The 17,735-nt window shown below is 39.9% G+C and carries 15 protein-coding genes and 1 pseudogene; 8 read left to right on the forward strand and 8 right to left on the reverse strand.

Annotated elements, in window-relative coordinates:
* The first annotated feature begins 210 nt into the window (after positions 1–210).
* From map to ON073_RS10345, 5 genes are all read left to right on the forward strand, one after another.
* Positions 211–1,002, forward strand: coding sequence for a type I methionyl aminopeptidase (map, locus tag ON073_RS10325; RefSeq protein ID WP_274761810.1), 792 nt, complete (start codon positions 211–213; stop codon positions 1,000–1,002).
* Positions 1,003–1,013: 11 nt separating this feature from the next.
* Positions 1,014–3,629, forward strand: a complete 2,616-nt coding sequence (gene glnD, locus ON073_RS10330; protein WP_274761811.1) for a [protein-PII] uridylyltransferase — start codon at positions 1,014–1,016, stop codon at positions 3,627–3,629.
* Between the two features lie 9 nt (positions 3,630–3,638).
* Positions 3,639–4,466: a 2,3,4,5-tetrahydropyridine-2,6-dicarboxylate N-succinyltransferase gene (gene dapD / locus ON073_RS10335; RefSeq protein ID WP_274761812.1), complete on the forward strand. Its 828-nt coding sequence runs from the start codon at positions 3,639–3,641 to the stop codon at positions 4,464–4,466.
* A 340-nt stretch (positions 4,467–4,806) separates the two neighbouring features.
* Positions 4,807–7,374 carry a TonB-dependent receptor gene (locus ON073_RS10340; RefSeq protein ID WP_274761813.1) on the forward strand — a complete coding sequence of 856 codons (2,568 nt, stop codon included), beginning with the start codon at positions 4,807–4,809 and terminating at the stop codon, positions 7,372–7,374.
* Positions 7,375–7,491: 117 nt separating this feature from the next.
* The gene (locus ON073_RS10345) at positions 7,492–7,881 is read left to right on the forward strand and encodes a hypothetical protein (RefSeq protein WP_274761814.1); all 390 of its coding nucleotides are present in this window, start codon (positions 7,492–7,494) and stop codon (positions 7,879–7,881) included.
* Positions 7,882–7,907: 26 nt separating this feature from the next.
* Here the strand turns inward: ON073_RS10345 and ON073_RS10350 are convergent, their stop codons facing one another.
* The 8 genes from ON073_RS10350 to pspA form a co-directional block, all read right to left on the reverse strand.
* Complete coding sequence (locus tag ON073_RS10350; protein WP_010559688.1) at positions 7,908–8,249, reverse strand: 4a-hydroxytetrahydrobiopterin dehydratase; 342 nt, start codon at positions 8,247–8,249, stop codon at positions 7,908–7,910.
* A gap of 13 nt (positions 8,250–8,262) precedes the next feature.
* Positions 8,263–9,060, reverse strand: a complete 798-nt coding sequence (phhA, locus tag ON073_RS10355; RefSeq protein WP_274761815.1) for a phenylalanine 4-monooxygenase — start codon at positions 9,058–9,060, stop codon at positions 8,263–8,265.
* Between the two features lie 363 nt (positions 9,061–9,423).
* The gene (gene megL / locus ON073_RS10360) at positions 9,424–10,605 is read right to left on the reverse strand and encodes a methionine gamma-lyase (RefSeq protein WP_274761816.1); all 1,182 of its coding nucleotides are present in this window, start codon (positions 10,603–10,605) and stop codon (positions 9,424–9,426) included.
* A gap of 125 nt (positions 10,606–10,730) precedes the next feature.
* The gene (locus ON073_RS10365; protein ID WP_274761817.1) at positions 10,731–11,762 is read right to left on the reverse strand and encodes a TIGR01620 family protein; all 1,032 of its coding nucleotides are present in this window, start codon (positions 11,760–11,762) and stop codon (positions 10,731–10,733) included.
* Positions 11,759–13,138: a YcjX family protein gene (locus tag ON073_RS10370; RefSeq protein WP_274761818.1), complete on the reverse strand. Its 1,380-nt coding sequence runs from the start codon at positions 13,136–13,138 to the stop codon at positions 11,759–11,761. The genes ON073_RS10365 and ON073_RS10370 overlap by 4 nt, the downstream gene beginning before the upstream one ends.
* A gap of 90 nt (positions 13,139–13,228) precedes the next feature.
* Positions 13,229–13,639 carry an envelope stress response membrane protein PspC gene (gene pspC / locus ON073_RS10375; protein ID WP_274761819.1) on the reverse strand — a complete coding sequence of 137 codons (411 nt, stop codon included), beginning with the start codon at positions 13,637–13,639 and terminating at the stop codon, positions 13,229–13,231.
* The gene (gene pspB / locus ON073_RS10380) at positions 13,636–13,869 is read right to left on the reverse strand and encodes an envelope stress response membrane protein PspB (RefSeq protein WP_274761820.1); all 234 of its coding nucleotides are present in this window, start codon (positions 13,867–13,869) and stop codon (positions 13,636–13,638) included. Before pspB ends, pspC begins: the two co-directional genes overlap by 4 nt.
* Positions 13,870–13,900: 31 nt before the next feature.
* Positions 13,901–14,566: a phage shock protein PspA gene (pspA, locus tag ON073_RS10385; RefSeq protein ID WP_274761821.1), complete on the reverse strand. Its 666-nt coding sequence runs from the start codon at positions 14,564–14,566 to the stop codon at positions 13,901–13,903.
* A 185-nt stretch (positions 14,567–14,751) separates the two neighbouring features.
* On the opposite strand from pspA, the gene pspF reads away from it, so the two are divergent.
* From pspF to ON073_RS10400, 3 genes and pseudogenes are all read left to right on the forward strand, one after another.
* The gene (gene pspF, locus ON073_RS10390) at positions 14,752–15,831 is read left to right on the forward strand and encodes a phage shock protein operon transcriptional activator (protein ID WP_274761822.1); all 1,080 of its coding nucleotides are present in this window, start codon (positions 14,752–14,754) and stop codon (positions 15,829–15,831) included.
* Entirely contained in the window at positions 15,809–17,494 is a 1,686-nt protein-coding gene (locus ON073_RS10395) for an ABC transporter substrate-binding protein (RefSeq protein ID WP_274761823.1), read from the forward strand. Before pspF ends, ON073_RS10395 begins: the two co-directional genes overlap by 23 nt.
* Positions 17,494–17,735 (forward strand): annotated as a pseudogene (locus tag ON073_RS10400) (ABC transporter permease); the annotation flags it as partial. The gene ON073_RS10395 and the pseudogene ON073_RS10400, both read left to right, overlap by 1 nt.

Here is a 17,735-nt window from a genome sequence, read left to right on the forward strand (position 1 = left end):
TATGTGTGTGTGTTAAAAATTAAAGTTTAAGTGTATTCACTACAATCAACTTAAAAATCCCGAGGAAATTTAAATTTTAATTGTAAAAATACGGCGCGCTTTATACCATATTAACAATCAGAACTCAAATTTTATGAGTGATTTTCAGTCAAACGAACTAAGCAAATCGATGTCGTGTTTGACCATAATTTAAAGAATTTTGGAGCCTAAATGAGTGCAGTGATTAAAACCCCAGCTGAAATTGAAAAAATGCGAGTTTCTGGGCGCTTAGCAGCTGAAGTATTAGAAATGATTGAACCTCACGTGAAAGTGGGCGTAACGACTGATGAACTTAATCAAATTTGTCACGATTATATCGTAAACGAGCAAGATGCTATTCCAGCACCGCTAAACTATCACGGTTTTCCAAAGTCAATTTGTACCTCAGTAAACCACGTTATCTGTCACGGTATTCCAAATGACAAGCCATTAAAAGATGGCGATATCATTAATATCGATATCACGGTAATTAAAGATGGTTACCACGGTGATACCTCAAAAATGTTTTACGTTGGTCAACCATCAATTCAAGCAAAACGTTTATGTGAAATCACACAAAAGAGTTTATACCTAGCGATTGAGATGGTGAAACCTGGTGTTCGCCTCGGTGATATCGGTTCGGCAATTCAAAAATATGCTGAAGGATTCAGCTACTCTATCGTACGTGAATACTGTGGTCACGGTATTGGCGCGGAGTTCCACGAAGAGCCACAAGTAATGCACTATGGCAAGCCTGGTACTGGTGAGGTACTACAAGAAGGCATGTGCTTTACAATTGAACCAATGGTGAACGTTGGAAAACGTCAATGTAAGCTTCTTAAAGACGAATGGACAGTTGTAACTAAAGACCGCTCATTGTCAGCACAATGGGAACACACCTTACTTGTGACTAAAAACGGAGTTGAAATTCTTACGCTACGATCAGATGATGAGCTTCCGAGAGTGATCGAACATAGCGCATAAGAAGGCCATCAATGGCAATAACAAAAAAATTTACACAGTTGCTCGCTAAATGCGAGCAACTCGATGATTACAAACACCTTCTAGAACAATTTTATCTGTGGCTCGAAGAGCAATTTTCCCATCAGCCGGTTGAACGTTTAGTTAAAGCGCGAGCACAGTTAATCGACGCGATTTTAAGTCGTCTCTATCATCAGTATCAATTGCAATCACATGGCGATTTAATTGCTATAGGCGGTTATGGACGCGGCGAATTGCACCCATTTTCCGATATCGATTTTTTACTGCTTGTAAACAAAGAACCTAACAAAGAAACACAAGAAATTATTGCTCAGTTTGTCACATTTTTATGGGACTTACGCCTTGATATCGGTCACAGCGTTCGCACCTTAAAGCAGACCATTGAACAAAAAAAGCAAGACGTCAATTTCGCAACAAGTTTATTAGAATCTCGCCTTATTTGTGGCGATCACGAAAACTATCAAAAGCTACAAAAGAAACTGATTGAAACTTCTGCTTGGAAATCAGATGCTTTCTTTATTGCAAAACGTGATGAGCAAGAACTGCGCCATAAAAAATGCCATGGTACAGCGTATAACTTAGAGCCAAATTTAAAAGAAAACCCCGGCGGTTTGCGCGATGTACAAACCATTATCTGGGTCGCCAAAAAGCACTTTCGTTCAGAGACGTTAGAAGAGTTAGTTGAACATGGTTATTTAACCTTTGAAGAGCACCAAGAGCTGCTCGAATGTATTGTTAACCTTTGGAATATTCGCTTTGCACTGCACCTTGCTGCTGGGCGCATGGAAAACCGTTTACTGTTTGACTACCAACCCATTGCAGCAAATTTACTAGGGTTTGGCGATGATGGTCGCGCCGCAGTAGAACGAATGATGAAACGTTTGTTTCGCATTATGGGACGGGTACGTGAACTCAATCAAATGCTGCTATCGTACTTTGAACAAAGTATTTTAACTGGCCATGTAAATTACAAAATTAGCGATATTAATAACGATTTTGAGCAAATTGGTCATCAGATTCGCGTTAAAGATCCACAAGTATTTTTCCATCGAGAAAAAATTATTGAGCTGTTTTGGCATATTGCAGATAACCCACAGATCACTCATATTTATCCAAGTACGATACGGTTATTGCGCCAAGTAAGGCGTCGTTTGCTTGGTGATTTACAGGATTATTCCCTGTGCCGCACCATGCTGCTTAAACTAATTACGCACCCAAATGGAATGGGGCGCGCTTTTACGTTAATGCATAAGCACGGTATTTTATCTGCATATTTACCGAACTGGCGAAATATTGTTGGACAAATGCAGTTTGACCTATTTCACGCCTACACCGTGGATGAACATACTCACCGTTTAATCCAAAATCTATATCATTACTTCCAGCCAGAGTGTGCAAATACGTTCCCACTGTGTCGCGAAATTGTCATTCGAATGGAAAAGCCTGAGCTATTGTATTTAGCCGGTATTTTTCATGATATTGCCAAAGGTCGCGGTGGTGATCACTCTGAGCTTGGCGCAGTAGATGCTAGAGAATTTGCCAAATTACACGGCTTGACGACCTTTGAAGGAAAGTTTATTGCGTGGCTTGTGGAAAACCATTTGTTGATGTCAGTTACAGCGCAGCGTAAAGATATTAATGATCCTGATGTAATTGCTGAGTTTGCCGCCAAGGTAAAAAATGAAAAGCAACTCGATTATCTCTATTGCTTAACTCTTGCCGATATTCGAGCAACCAACGATAATCTTTGGAACGATTGGAAAAGTACACTGCTTCGTGACTTATACTTACATACTCAACGTGCGCTGCGTCGTGGCCTTGAAAACCCAATGGACTTGCGAGACCAAATTCGCGATAAAAAAGATCAAGTTAAGCAACGATTACTTAATTTAGGTTTTGCTGAAGAACAAATAGATGCCTTATGGCTGCGTTTTAAACCTGACTACTTTACACGTTTTACGTCACAAATGATCGCATGGCAATGTGAACATATTTTAGCAGCCAAAGATCCAAGTAAAGGCATTGTGTTGCTCTCAGGTAAACCAATCAATGGTGGTAGCCAAGTATTTGTATATTGTCCTGATCAAGCAAATTTAGTCGCCCGTTTAGTGGCCGTCTTAGGGGCAAAAAAGGCCAATATTTTGCACGCGCAAATTATGAATACGAAAGATGGCTATGCAATTGATAACTTTGTTATTTTAGAGCAAAACGGTGAACCTGTAACAAGTCAAAGTCGCGCTAGCTCTATCAAGAAGTCAATTCAGCAAGTCATTGATGAACCTCATAAAAAGCTACGTCTTAAGAAAGATCGCAAAAAGCGCTTTAAAGGCTTTAATATCAAGCCAAGAGTTATTGTGTCACCACATGGGCGTAAGGACAGAACCCTTGTGGAAATTCAAGTAGTTGACATTCCAGGCTTATTAACCAAAATAACCGATGTATTTTCTAGTTTAGCGTTACATATTCATGCTGCACGTATCACGACCATAGGTGAACGTGCGGAAGACTTTTTTGTGGTATCTAACGCTGACTACAACGCATTAACTGAACAAGAAGCTGATGATTTAAAAACTCGCCTTCTTGAAAAATTCAATTCCGAAAATGATTAAAGGCACACTATGGAACAATTAAAACTGACCATCGAACAAGCATGGGAAGATCGCGACAATATTTCACCTTCATCTGTTTCTGATGAGGTTTTTAACGCTATTAACGAATCCCTTGCACTGTTAGATTCTGGTAAAGCACGTGTGGCTGAAAAAATCTCTGGCGAATGGGTTGTACACCAATGGCTTAAAAAAGCGGTGTTATTGTCATTTCGTATTCGTGACAACGCGCCAATGAGTGATGGTGTTAACCAGTTTTACGACAAAGTACCACTTAAATTTACTGACTATACGTCAGAGCAATTTAAGCAAGAAGGCATGCGCGTGGTGCCAAACGCTGTAGCACGCCAAGGTAGCTTCGTAGGTAAAAATGTGGTGTTAATGCCTTCTTATGTGAACATTGGCGCTTACGTTGATGAAGGCACTATGGTTGATACATGGGCAACTGTAGGCTCATGTGCACAAATTGGTAAAAACGTTCACCTTTCAGGTGGTGTAGGCATTGGTGGAGTACTAGAACCGCTACAAGCCAACCCAACCATTATCGAAGATAACTGTTTTATCGGCGCACGTTCTGAAATTGTAGAAGGCGTTGTTGTTGAAGAAGGCGCGGTAATTTCAATGGGTGTATATATTAGCCAAAGCACGCGTATTTATGACCGAGAAACGGGTGAAACTCATTACGGCCGCGTACCTGCTGGCGCAGTTGTTGTACCAGGCTCACTGCCATCAAAAGACGGCTCACACAGTCTATACGCAGCAATTATCGTGAAAAAAGTTGACCAGCAAACACGTGAAAAAGTGGGTATAAATGCCCTACTTCGCTATGTTAGCGAGTAATTTAGCAGATTCAATCTTGGATGCTTAATAACTACGCAAGGTGTTATTAAGCATTCTTTTAACGTACTTTTTAAGTTACATTTAAGCTAATTTAACCTTCACTATTCCACTCAAAATTACAATAGAAAAGTATCAATACTTGCTTCAAAAGTATCACTTTGTACCCATAATCACTGCACACTCAAAAGAACAATAATAAATAGCCCATATTTGCAGTTAAGTAGTCGCACTTACGGCTTAACATGGATGACTATAATCATGCAATTCTCAACACCTTCAAAATTGAGCCAAGCCATAGCGCTTGCACTTTGCACCTTACCATTGAGCGCTATTGCCACCGATGAAACACAACAAGGCGATGATGACGGAATCGAAGTTATTACAGTGTCGGCAACAAAAACAAACTCCGGTATCAGTAACAGCGATGTCACCGGAATCTTTAGTACGACAAAATGTGAAAGAACTAAGCGACTTAAGCGGAATGATCCCTAATTTACAACTGGGATTATCTAATAGTGACTCTGGGGTAAAAGCATCCATTCGCGGGGTAACATCAAATAACTTTACCGAAATTGGCGATCCTGCTGTGGGTATTCATATTGATGGAATTTATTCTCCGCGCCCGCAAGGTTCACTCGCCCTGATGTTCGACCTAGAACAAGTCGAGGTGCTTCGTGGTGCGCAAGGAACATTATTTGGTCGCAACTCAACCGCGGGGGTCATTAATGTAATCCCTGCAAAGCCAGTATTTGATGATGACTTTGGCTGGTCGACATTACAACTTGGCAATTACAATGCTAAGCAATTACGCAGCGTATATAACCTCGGTATTTCTGAAGACTTTGCAGTGCGTGCAGCTGTTATGATTGATAAACGTGATGGTTATATTAATCAAAAACCAGACTATACCGACCGAGGTCAAAAACTACCGCACCCTAACGGCGTTTGGGGTGACTATGTTTGGGAGGGGCCTGATGGTCAGCCAGATGTGGATCAGCGGCTCAATAAAGATGTTGACGCCGAAGACTTCTATTCTAACTCAGATCAATGGGGCATTCGTTTAACGTCACTGTGGCAAATCAATAACGATTTAAGTTGGACGCTCGGCTTTGAGCACTACCAAAATAACGGTGCAGGCCATGTAAATATGAAAGACTGCGAAGCCGCCAAAGATACTGTATATGCATGTGATAGCGGCACCGATCATTGGGATCAGAGCATACTGATTAACGTTCCTGGTAAACTCGATATGTCGATCGATACATTACGCAGTATTGTGGCTTGGGATATTAATAGCAACACCACTCTAGAGCACCGCTTTGCCTATGCTAATCAACAACGTGAGCAACACCATGATGACGATACTGGTTTCCATTCATTGATTGAGGAAGTAGATATTCTTCACCCATGGGGTAACTGGGGAAGGCAACCGGTTGATGATCGCGCGACTTACACACTTGATTCTGAGTACAAGTCTTTTGTTAACGAATTACAAATTAAGCAAAAGTTTGAGCGCTGGCAGTACGTTGCAGGATTGTTTTGGTTAAAAGAAGATAATGCCATTGAGTTCGCTCAAGATATGCTTGTAATGGCACCTTGGGGCATGCCTTATGGTCAGTATTATAATCAACCAAATCGTGAAATTGACTCCAAAGCAATTTTCGCGCAAGCAGATGTCGAACTGACGCAGCAACTAACCGCAACCTTAGGCATTCGTTATTCGCAAGACGAACGAACAGATAATAATGGCGAAACCTATGGTAACTGGGATGCATCTGGTTGGTATTACAACGACTTGCATGAACCGACAAACCCAATTGGTACAGGACAAGCACATAATGGAAATGATTTAACCTTTGGTATGGGTGCGTTTGCTGGCGCAAGTGCCTACCCTGGCCCGACTATTAACAGCTATGAAAAAGACTGGAGCCACACTACCTGGCGCTTAGGTTTACAATACGATATTAATCGCAGCCAAATGGTATTTGTTTCAGCCGCAACCGGTTATCGTCCAGGTGGTTTTGGTGATAAGTTTGATACCTGTGGTGGCGGTACTTGTGTTGATGGTTCGACTGAGCAATTCAGCTTTCTTGATTATGACGAAGAGACCACCACTAACTACGAGATTGGTTATAAAGGATCATTACTTGATTCGAAACTTAACTTAACCTCGGTGTTTTTCTTCACTCAATATAACGATATGCATTACACAAACATGCATGCCGTTGGCCAAAAGATTCTTGAAGATGGACGTACTTGCCCAGATTGGGACCCAGCATGTGATGTAGTCAATGCGTGGAAAACCGAGAATATTGGTGACGCTGATATTATGGGCCTTGAATTAGAATTTGACTATATTCCATGGGAAAATGGTCGCCTAACCGGTTTTTATGCATGGCTAGATACAGAGATTACCCAGTACGATACTTATAATGACGATTGGTTTTGCGGCTACCGTGAAGCAAATGAAGCGGAGCCTTGTGCTCCTATATTCATTGACCCATCACAGCCAGAGCTAAGTGGTCGCGCACTCTATGATGTAACCGGTAATCAGCTACCAGGTTCTCCTGAGCACTCTTGGGGATTAAATTATTCTCATTATTTTGAAATGGACAATGGTTATCAATTAGTCCCTTGGCTAGGTTTACGCTGGCAAGACCGCATGTATTTCACTCCACGCAACTTAGATAATGAAGTCATTGGAGACTATCAGGATGACTATTACAACGTAAATGCTTCCCTTAAGTTTAGCCCCATTGATGAGAACTGGTATGTCGAATTATATGGCACTAACTTAACTGATGAAGTAGTTAAAAACTGGATGGGGCAAGGTGCACAAGGCGGCTATCAATTTAACTCGTACAACCCACCACGCATGTATGGTATCCGATTTAATATAACTTATTAGACATTTAGATAAACAAAAGGCAAACACGTAGCGCGGTTTGCCTTTTTTTGTACTCATATTTTGCACTATTAATCCATATATGTTTTAGTATAGAAAACGAACAACTCACAGAGTATCATGTTTCAAACGTTTAACACATTTACTTTCAAAGAGTTACTCAAACCAACTTTTGCTTTATATTTTACTTCTATATTGCTAATTGTCGGGTACTCTGTTCTTTACAACTCGGTTGTAATAAAACCAAACATTAAGCGCGCTGATGAAAATGTATTTAAACAATCAATGAAAGTAAGATTAAGTAGAGAAGACACATTTGTCGCGTTAGAGAAAACAATCAACACGTTATCTCGCCCTGACAGCGTAAGTATTGAGATCAACTGCTTTATCTCTTCAAGCATTTGTGATGTCACCTTTAAAAATAAATTCTTCGATAAATCAAAACATGCTATTGAGGCAAAGGATCTCTTTCTAAGTTATATTCCACAAAATAAAAAGAGCGCTAATTAGCGCTCTTTTTGATTATTTAGAAGTGATTAGTCTTCTAGCAGTGCATCTGTTTTAGCTGCACAAATAAAGTCATTTTTATGAAGACCTTTAATTGAGTGGCTCCACCAAGTAACCGTTACCTTGCCCCACTCGGTTAAGATACCAGGGTGATGACCTTCGTCTTCTGCCATTGCACCTAACTTGTTGGTGAATTCTAGTGCAAGTTTAAAATTCTTGAACTTAAAAACACGCTCTAATTGCATAATGCCGTCAACCACAATTGGTGTCCAATCAGGAATTTGCTTAACTAATACAGCTAACTCTTCATCTGAAACTTTTGGTGCGTCAGCACGACACGCTTCACATTTTTGAGCACTTAATTCAGACATAATAAACCCTTTTCTAACTTGCTTTCTTTTGTTTAGGAGGAAATAGTGGCTCATGGAGCCCTAGCGCTTTTGCTTTTTCTACAAGCGACATAATATCGAGCTGAGAAATATCAAATAAATCTTCAATCGCATTAATGGTGTAATACAACGGTTGCATAATATCGATGCGATAAGGCGTACGAAGCACATCAAGTGGCTCAAGCGGTTTTATTTGAGGCACATCTGAATACACATATTGTGTCTCGCCTGGGCTTGATAAAATACCACCACCATAAATACGTAAACCATCTTTGGTTTGCATTAAGCCAAACTCTACCGTAAACCAGTATAAACGCGCTAAATACACACGATCTTTTTTCTCAGCAGCTAAGCCAAGTTGACCATATTTATGCGTAAATTCTGCAAACGCAGGGTGCGTTAGCATCGCGCAGTGGCCAAAAATTTCATGGAAAATATCTGGCTCTTGTAAGTAATCAAACTCTTCACGTGAGCGAATAAAGGTCGCTACCGGAAACTGTTTATTTGCCAGTAAACGGAAAAACTCATCAAAGTCGATAAGTGCAGGCACAGGTGCACATTCCCAACCCGTTGTTTCACGAAGTACTTTACTTACTTCTTCTAGCTGAGGAATACGGTCAAGCGGCAGGTTTAGCTTATCTAAGCCGTGCATATATTCATCACACGCTTTATTTTTTATACATTCTAATTGACGTGCGATCAGCTCTGACCAAATTTGATTTTCTTCGTCAGTCCAGTTGATAAACCCATTATCATCTGGCTGTTTAGAAATATAGTTACTACTTTTGCCCATAAAATTTACTCTTTAACAGCAAGCGACTCGCTTGCTTAAGCACAACATCCAAACGATTAATTATGTTATTAACCGCCGGATTCAGATGTTCTAGATGTTATGACAAAGTTACATAAAAGGTAATATTCATGGCTCTTTTGGAAATGCAGCACACAGCTTAATTTGTATCATTAGGTTTACGAAGTCGTACATAAAAACAAACCAAGCTTACACCATTTCAGTGTACAATTTTTATTACAAAAATATAATTTATGAACTTATTGCTTTGTTAATGAAGTGTTTTATAAATTTTGTTCGCAAACTTTTTTGAAAAAAAGAGACGCTTTGCGTCTCTTAACTTAGCCACATGTAAAGATAATTTAACTAGATTTGCTCAAGCGCTTGCGCTAAATCAGCAATAATATCGTCAGCTTCTTCAAGACCAACGGAAATACGCACAAGCCCATCTGAAATGCCCGCAGCTAATCGTTCTTCTTGGGTATAAGGCGAATGCGTCATTGATGCTGGATGTTGAATCAGAGTTTCGGCATCACCTAAACTTACAGCTAAAGTACACAGCTTAGTTGCATTGATAAACTGCGCTCCCATTTCAAGTGTGCCTTTTAGTTCAAACGCAATCACACCACCAGCCGCTTTCATTTGCGTACCAATAAATTTGTTACCTGGGTGAGATTTTAGGCCTGGGTAATATACTTGTTCTATTTTGTCGTGCTGTGCTAAAAACTCTGCCACTTTTTGTGCATTACTACAGTGTCTTTCCATGCGAACACTGAGAGTTTTCATACCTCGAATAATCAACCAAGCATCGTGCGGGCTTATAGTTGCGCCAATATCTTTAAGCACAGTAAATTTAATTGTCTCTATGTGCTCTTTGCTACCACACACTAGACCAGCAACCACATCGCCATGACCATTTAAGTACTTGGTTGCACTGTGTAGCACTATATCAATGCCAAAGTGCTTTGGTTTTTGCAAAAGTGGCGTCATAAAGGTGTTATCAATCACCGAAATTAAATTATTGCGTTTGGCAAAATCACCAATAAAGGCAAGGTCAATCACCACAAGGTTTGGGTTGATTGGAGTTTCAGCGAAGATCATTTTGGTATTTGATTTTAGTGCTTTTTCAACAGCGCTATGATCTTCCATATCAACAAACGTTACTTCGATACCAAACTTTGGCAACATGTGAGAAAACAACGCAAAAGTACAGCCATATACCGCTTTAGAGGCAATGAGATGATCGCCCTTTTCTAAAAAGCTAAGCACCGACGCAGAAACTGCTCCCATGCCGGTGGCCGTGGCAGCGCCATCTTCCATTTCTTCTAATGCCGCTATTTTCAGTTCTAATTCACGCGTAGTTGGATTGCCAAGGCGCGAATAAATATAACCTGCTTCTTCGCCAGCAAAGCGCGCTGCGCCTTGCTCTGCATTATCAAAAACAAAGGTGGATGATTGATAGATTGGGGTGCTTAAAGGGCCATGTGCATGATCATGCTGTTTGCCACCATGAATGCATAAGCTCTTATCCGAAAGTTGTGATTTCATACTACTTGCTTAAATTGTTGTCATAATTATTAATTACATAATTAATGCACAACTGAAAAAACAACAAGCAAGCTAGATTGTTAGACGGCTAAAATTGTATACAAAAGCCCAAAAATGCGTAAAGTTTATTTTCCACCTTGGCTATTATCTTTTGTTTTAACACTGTCGATTGCAAGTTTAACGCATGATGTTAACAAGTTTTTCTTGCTAGGTAAGCCAGGTAACGGACGGCTTAATTCCATTGCTTTATATCCAATACGTGCGGTAAAGATACTTACACTGACCCCTTGTGCTGCACGTGCAGATAATTTTCCTGCAAGCTCGGCACTGAGGGCTGTTGTGGCAAAATCGCTAATCAATTCGGCGCTGCCTGCAAACAGCATTTGTTTTAAGGTCATTCGATACAACTTTATGCGGCTAACATAGCCTAACGGCAAACCATACACTTTGGTTATGTCTTCTATCATTTTAGTGCTGCGCCATAGCACTACTGCCATATCTACTAATGCAATAGGTGATATGGCCACCATCACCCCTGAAGTTGATGCATATTTTTTAATGATATCTTGAGCCTGTTTATCTTGCTCTGCTAAAACAGTATTAGCATAAAGCGACATCACTTCTTTATCGGTATGGTGCTCATCTATTTGAGACAACATCATCGCTAATTTATCAGTGCTTACATGCTGATTAATCGAGGTTATAAAATGTTTAGCCTCGCCAATTTGCACCGACTCCATCAAGCGAGCACCAGCTAACTGTTGATTTTTTGTCGATTTAAGTTTGCGTAACAAAGTAAATTCACGAAAAACAACCTTGCCTATCAAAGCAAGTGCCGTTGTTATTGCAACGCCATAAACCCCTGCAAGTACAGGCGAAGAGTTTATTGCATCAATCAGTGAAAAAATAACTTCGCTAAATACTAAAACCAACAAAGATAAAACAAAAATTCGTCCAAGCCAATTTGGCTTGGAAGATGTAGCAAGGGCATCAAGTTCATTCTCAAATTGATGTTCATCTTCTAAAAGCTCAATCTCAGTCGGTTCAATCACTTTGCCTTGCTGTAGTGTTTCTACATTCTCCAAGATTGACTGTAATTGTTGATCTTGCTCTTCAGCAAATTGATTAATTACACGCCCTTTTTGCAATTCACTCATAGCACTTTATCCCCAATTAAATACTCAATGGCATGATCTAGCCTGACATGTTCAAGCGTGTTTTGTTTTGACAATAACGGATAAAAACTAGGAAACGAAAACCCATTCTCTGGCCATTGTTCCTCTGATAACAATCGCATCGGTGGTTGTGATGGCAAATAGGTTAGCAACTGCTCACTTTCAACTGACTTACCAAAAATACAATTAAGTGCTTGACCATTTTCAGTCACTTTAACCTGCTTGGTTGCCTTGACTGAGCTCATCGCCATGGTTTCAACAGTTACACCTTGGTAATTTAAATCATTTTGCGCATCAAGAATTAAGTTGTTTAATAGCAGCGCTAAATCTTTATGATGCTCAACACTTAAATGGTCAACTTTATTAGCAGCAAATAAAATTTTATCTATTTTTGGAGAAAATAAGCGACTTAAAAAACCACTCTTCCCGTAATCAAAATGCTTAAGTAAAGACTTTAAAACATCACTTTGTTCTACTAATGCATCACGCCCTTTATCCAGCGCACCCAATAAATCAACTAAAATAATTTGCCTATCAAAACCACCAAAAAAATTACTGTAAAAGGTTTTCACCACATCTTTTTTATATTGTTCGAAACGTTGTTTTAAGGTGAATAAATAACTATTTTCAGGAGCATTTGCCAGCGCTTGGTGATCAATGGTTTTCACCGGGAAAAACAGCGTAATCGGAGCGTCTTCCAATTCACCAGGCATAATTAAACGGCCCGGTTGTAGCTCTGTTAACTGACATTGATTTTTAAATAGCAAAAGTAAATCACGGAATTCTAGTGCTAGAGCTTTTAATTGGCTGTAATCAACTTCTTGTGACCAATCAAACTGATTTAGTTTTGCTAAAAATGCTTCACTATGCGGGTATCTTGGCGATTTTTTTAACAATGCAAATTGGCGGTTATTCCACTCTATAAATGATTCATCGAGCATGGGTAAGTCGAGCAACCATTCGCCAGGATAATCAAAAATATCAATTGTAAGTGTGGCAACATCCGTTAAGTGCGAGCGCAAACCACTACTTGGCTTGTACTTCAAATTTAGTCGCAACGTATTTAACCGGTTAGTGGATTCAGGCCATCTACCAGCCTGCAGTTCAGAAAGTGCATGCGCATAGTCAAACGTTGCAACACTTAAATCATCTTGGCCAACTAATTTACCAGCTATAAAACGCTCTTGTTGCTGCAGTGAAAAAAATGGCATCTGACTTTTTGCGTTTGTCAGATGATGAATAAGTGAAGTGATAAAGGCTGTTTTACCGCTTTTACTGAGTCCAGTAACCGCCAGCTTAACATGTTGATCTAATCCACGCTTAACTAGCTTTGTGGCTTTTGCACGCAATTTTTGCAATTGGTCTGAATGCTTAATAACCCTCTCCTTGCATATAAAACGGGTAAGTTATTTTCATAAACTTACCCGTTTCAATTGTTCGCTGAGTGACTATAGTTTGTTGATTTCACGGCTCACTGTAAACTCCGGTGAAGTAACGTACTTTTCCATCGCTTGTAAGCGGCCATCAATACGATCAAACTGTTCTTTCAAATCGTGTAGTGCACGACGTGGTGGTTCACCCGCTTGCCACACTTTCGATTTAACTTCGATTGGTCTTTCGGTATCAATCGTTTCGGTTTTACCTTGATGAGGTAAGGTTTCCGGCTTTACCTCCAAAATAAACCAACATGCAATATAAGCAACAATAAAGAATGGGCCACCGAGCAAGAGTACTGCTGAAATAAAGATAATCCTTACTAGCCACAGCTCCATATTGAAGTAATCACTTAACCCTGCGCACACACCTGCTAACTTGCCGCGTTTCGGGTCGCGATATAACTCACCTCTGCGTCTACTCATACTTTAGCCCTCCACTCAGGCGCCTCCGCATCTAAAATTGCTTCTAGCGTTTTAACGCGATCAGCCATTTTTTCTGCTTTATTCGCTAATTCAATTAGCTGGCGGTGCTCATGTTCGCTTAATCCTTGACTGACTTGTTTTTTGCTACGGTAATGTAGAATTAACCACAATGGTGCAACAAATATCATAAACAAGATTGTTGGAACTGCTATAACTTCAAACCCACTCATAGTGCCCTCCTGCTCTCCCAAGCTTTAATTATTACTTATCTTTTTTAGCCATGCTTTTTTTAAGAGCAGCTAGTTCATCATCAATTTTCTCTTCGTCTTGAAGACTTGCGATTTCATCTGATAATGACTTTTTACCCATTTCATACGATTCAATTTGTGACTCTAAGCCATCAATTTTGTTTTCGTAATGTTCAAAGCGACTTAACGCATCTTCAACTTTAGAAGAATCTAGCGCTTTTTTAACACCTAAACGAGATTCAGCAGAACGTTGACGAAGAATAATCGCTTTTTGACGTGCTTTTGCATCTGCGAGTTTGTCTTGCAGTGCAGCCACTTCATGTTGCAACTTTTCAATATGCGCTTCCACTTGAACAAGTTCATGTGCAACAGCACTTGCCGCTTCTGTCGATTTTTTCTTTTCAACTAACGCTGAACGCGCAAGATCTTCACGATCTTTACTTAACGCAAGTTCTGCTTTAGCTTGCCAATCCGCAGATTCTTGTTCAAGTTTCTCAACACGACGAGCTAGTTCTTTCTTTTCAGCAATGGTTTTCGCTGAAGTTGAACGCACTTCTACAAGCGTGTCTTCCATTTCTTGAATAATCAGACGAACCATTTTTTCTGGATCTTCTGCCTTATCTAAAAGTGCATTAATGTTCGAATTCACAATATCTGCAAAGCGTGAAAAAATTCCCATAATACTTTCCTCAAATTTAAAATTTATGACTGACCGATATTACTTTATCAAGATGCTTGCCAACTTTTAAATAACAGCTAACCAAATGTTTTTAAATAGAAATATTTTGAAATATAAAAAACTTTAAACACAGTTAGAATTAAAATACACTAGATGTTAGCAAATTTGACCAAGAGTTAGTAAAAATGAGTCGAACTAATCAACAGGACAATCTTTTAGGCCAGTCTAACAGCTTTTTAGAAGTATTAGAGCATGTTTCTCAGGTGGCACAATTAAATAAACCAGTACTGATTATTGGCGAGCGTGGTACAGGTAAAGAACTAATAGCAGCACGTTTACACTTTCTATCCAGTCGCTGGGATCAGAACTATGTAAAACTCAACTGTGCAGCACTGAATGAAAACTTGTTAGAGAGCGAACTATTTGGCCACGAGTCGGGCGCATTTACCGGCGCAAGCAAACGCCATGAAGGCCGTTTTGAACGCGCGGATGGTGGCACACTGTTTTTAGATGAATTAGCCAATACATCAGGGCTTATTCAAGAAAAGCTGTTACGCGTTATTGAATATGGCGAATTTGAACGTGTAGGTGGTAAGTCTACCGTTCGTGTTAACACACGCTTAGTGTGTGCAACCAATGAAGATTTACCCAGTCTTGCTGAACAAGGCGAGTTTCGCAGTGATTTACTCGACCGCTTAGCCTTTGATGTAATTACTCTACCGCCGCTAAGGGAGCGCAAAGAAGACATTATGCTACTGGCAGAAAACTTTGCAATTAATATGGCACGGGATTTAGAGTGGGAATTATTCAGCGGGTTTACACGTAAAGCCCAAGAAACTCTATTGGAATATCATTGGCCGGGCAATATCCGTGAACTCAAAAATGCTGTGGAGCGCAGTGTTTATCGCGCAGCAAATCCGCACGTGCCGGTGCATGATATTATTCTTGACCCCTTTGTTAGTCCATTTAGACCAAAACATAAGGTCAAAACTAACGATAGAATTTCATCGCCTTTAGTTGAGTCAAATGAAACACCCACTGAAGCTGTGAGTGAAAATATCGTCACTACGAAACCCGAATTTAGCTTCCCATGTGATTTAAAAGCACTGTCAAATCAGTACGAAATTGATTTAATTAATGACGCACTTAAATATTGCCAATATAATCAAAGAAAAACAGCTGACAGTTTAGGGTTAACCTATCATCAGCTGCGGGGCTACTTAAAAAAATACAACCTATTAGATGCCAGTGCGCGAATGCTATAAAGCAGCAAAATCAACTTATAATAAAAGAAGTAACTTGCTAAAAATAAAAGAATTACTTCTAAGCAACGGTAAAAAGGTGTCGGCTATTATTGCTTGCACTTTTCTTGCTGCCTGTTCGTTTGAAGAACAAAAAAACATCAACGGTTTGGTTTATTGTTCCGAAGCAAACCCTGTTTCGTTTAATCCGCAATTAACCACTACCGGTTCAACCATTGATATTATCTCACATCAACTCTATAACCGTTTACTCTCTATTGACCCTTCAAATGGTGAATTTATTCCTGAACTGGCGACCAGTTGGTCATTTGAAGATGATGGCAAAAAAGTCGTTTTTAATTTACGGGATGATGTCGATTTTCATCAAACGGATTACTTTACCCCTTCGCGAAAATTAAATGCCGATGATGTGGTTTTTACCTTTACCCGTTTATTTGATGTATATAACCCCTTTCACTTTGTTGGCGGTGGCAATTACCCTTATTTTCAAAGTATCGGGTTAGATCAATCATTTCGTTCGGTCACTAAAACTGGTGAATACCAAGTTACTTTTGAACTTTTCAGTTCAGATAGCAGTTTTTTATCAAATATGGCTACTGATTTTGCCATTGTGCTTTCAAAAGAATACGCTGATAAATTAACAAAAAACGAGTCGCTAGAAGATATTGATCGCTTGCCTGTTGGCACCGGCCCCTACAAATATAAACGTTTTAAACGCGATGCGTTTGTTCGCTTTTATCGTAATGAACATTACTGGCGCAGTGACGTCGCAATTGAACAACTGGTATTTGATATCACCTCTGACTCCAACACGCGAATTGCAAAAGCACTTACAGGCGAATGTGATATTGCGGCTCACCCGAGCAGTGCACACATTGAAGTATTAAATAACCGCGAAGATATTGATGTGGAAAAGCTGGCAAATTTAAATGTTGGCTATCTGGCATTTAATACGCAAAAACCGCCATTTGATAAAGTGGAGGTTCGCCGCGCTATTTCTCATGCCATCGACAAACAAAAAATACTGCAAGCGGTTTATTTTAATAATGCAGATCTTGCCCAGTCGATTTTACCTCCAGAATCTTGGGCTTATCAGGCACAACCGAATTACCCTAGTTACAACCTAGATTTAGCTAAATCGTTACTTGAAACCGCAGGCTACAAAGACGGTTTTACTATGGACTTATGGGCCATGCCAGTGAGCCGTATTTACAACCCAAATGCGCGAAAAATGGCAGAGCTTATTCAAAGTGAATTAAAACAAATTGGCATTAAGGTAAATATTGTTGAGTATGAGTGGAATACGTTTTTAGAACGCTTGACGCTTCATCAACATGACTCTGTATTAATTGGTTGGGCTGCGGATTCGCCTGAGCCTGATAATTTTCTAAACCCAATTCTTAGTTGTGCCTCTGTGTTTAGTGGTAAAAACCCGTCAAATTGGTGTAATGCTGCATTTGATTTATTGCTAACCAAAGCACATGACACGAATGATATTGATGCGCGTAAAGAAGTGTATTTTGCGGCCCAACAAATGGTTGCTCAAGAGCTTCCTTTATTACCCATTGCCCATGGGTTGCGATTACAAGCAAAATCAACCCATATTAAAGGGGTTGAAGTTCCGCCATTTGGTGGTATTTCACTGGCCAATGCGAGGAAAGATTGATGTTACGTGATTACCTTGCAAGACGCTTGACGCTATTCTTTTTTATGCTGTTATTGCTTAGTGCGTTTACCTTTTCGTTAGCGTATTTGTTCCCAGGTGAAGCAGTTTCTAATTTAAGCGGTGTGCAATCGCCAAATTCGTTCGAACGCGATGCGTTAGAACAAAAGTACGCGCTGGATAAGAGTTATTTTTCTCAATATATTAAGTTTATAACACATATTTTCCATGGTGATTGGGGCGC

Origin of the sequence: Pseudoalteromonas sp. G4, from assembly GCF_028875915.1 — a bacterium.
Taxonomy (GTDB): domain Bacteria; phylum Pseudomonadota; class Gammaproteobacteria; order Enterobacterales; family Alteromonadaceae; genus Pseudoalteromonas.

What these genes read in the sequence shown, in the direction of transcription:
- dapD (WP_274761812.1), top strand. Translation starts at nt 3,639, where the DNA reads ATGGAACAATTAAAACTGACCATCGAACAAGCATGGGAAGATCGCGAC.
- ON073_RS10340 (WP_274761813.1), top strand. Translation starts at nt 4,807, where the DNA reads ATGAAACACAACAAGGCGATGATGACGGAATCGAAGTTATTACAGTGT.
- glnD (WP_274761811.1), top strand. Translation starts at nt 1,014, where the DNA reads ATGGCAATAACAAAAAAATTTACACAGTTGCTCGCTAAATGCGAGCAA.
- megL (WP_274761816.1), bottom strand. Translation starts at nt 10,605, where the DNA reads ATGAAATCACAACTTTCGGATAAGAGCTTATGCATTCATGGTGGCAAA.
- pspC (WP_274761819.1), bottom strand. Translation starts at nt 13,639, where the DNA reads ATGAGTAGACGCAGAGGTGAGTTATATCGCGACCCGAAACGCGGCAAG.
- map (WP_274761810.1), top strand. Translation starts at nt 211, where the DNA reads ATGAGTGCAGTGATTAAAACCCCAGCTGAAATTGAAAAAATGCGAGTT.
- pspA (WP_274761821.1), bottom strand. Translation starts at nt 14,566, where the DNA reads ATGGGAATTTTTTCACGCTTTGCAGATATTGTGAATTCGAACATTAAT.
- ON073_RS10350 (WP_010559688.1), bottom strand. Translation starts at nt 8,249, where the DNA reads ATGTCTGAATTAAGTGCTCAAAAATGTGAAGCGTGTCGTGCTGACGCA.
- ON073_RS10345 (WP_274761814.1), top strand. Translation starts at nt 7,492, where the DNA reads ATGTTTCAAACGTTTAACACATTTACTTTCAAAGAGTTACTCAAACCA.
- phhA (WP_274761815.1), bottom strand. Translation starts at nt 9,060, where the DNA reads ATGGGCAAAAGTAGTAACTATATTTCTAAACAGCCAGATGATAATGGG.
- pspB (WP_274761820.1), bottom strand. Translation starts at nt 13,869, where the DNA reads ATGAGTGGGTTTGAAGTTATAGCAGTTCCAACAATCTTGTTTATGATA.
- pspF (WP_274761822.1), top strand. Translation starts at nt 14,752, where the DNA reads ATGAGTCGAACTAATCAACAGGACAATCTTTTAGGCCAGTCTAACAGC.
- ON073_RS10365 (WP_274761817.1), bottom strand. Translation starts at nt 11,762, where the DNA reads ATGAGTGAATTGCAAAAAGGGCGTGTAATTAATCAATTTGCTGAAGAG.
- ON073_RS10395 (WP_274761823.1), top strand. Translation starts at nt 15,809, where the DNA reads ATGCCAGTGCGCGAATGCTATAAAGCAGCAAAATCAACTTATAATAAA.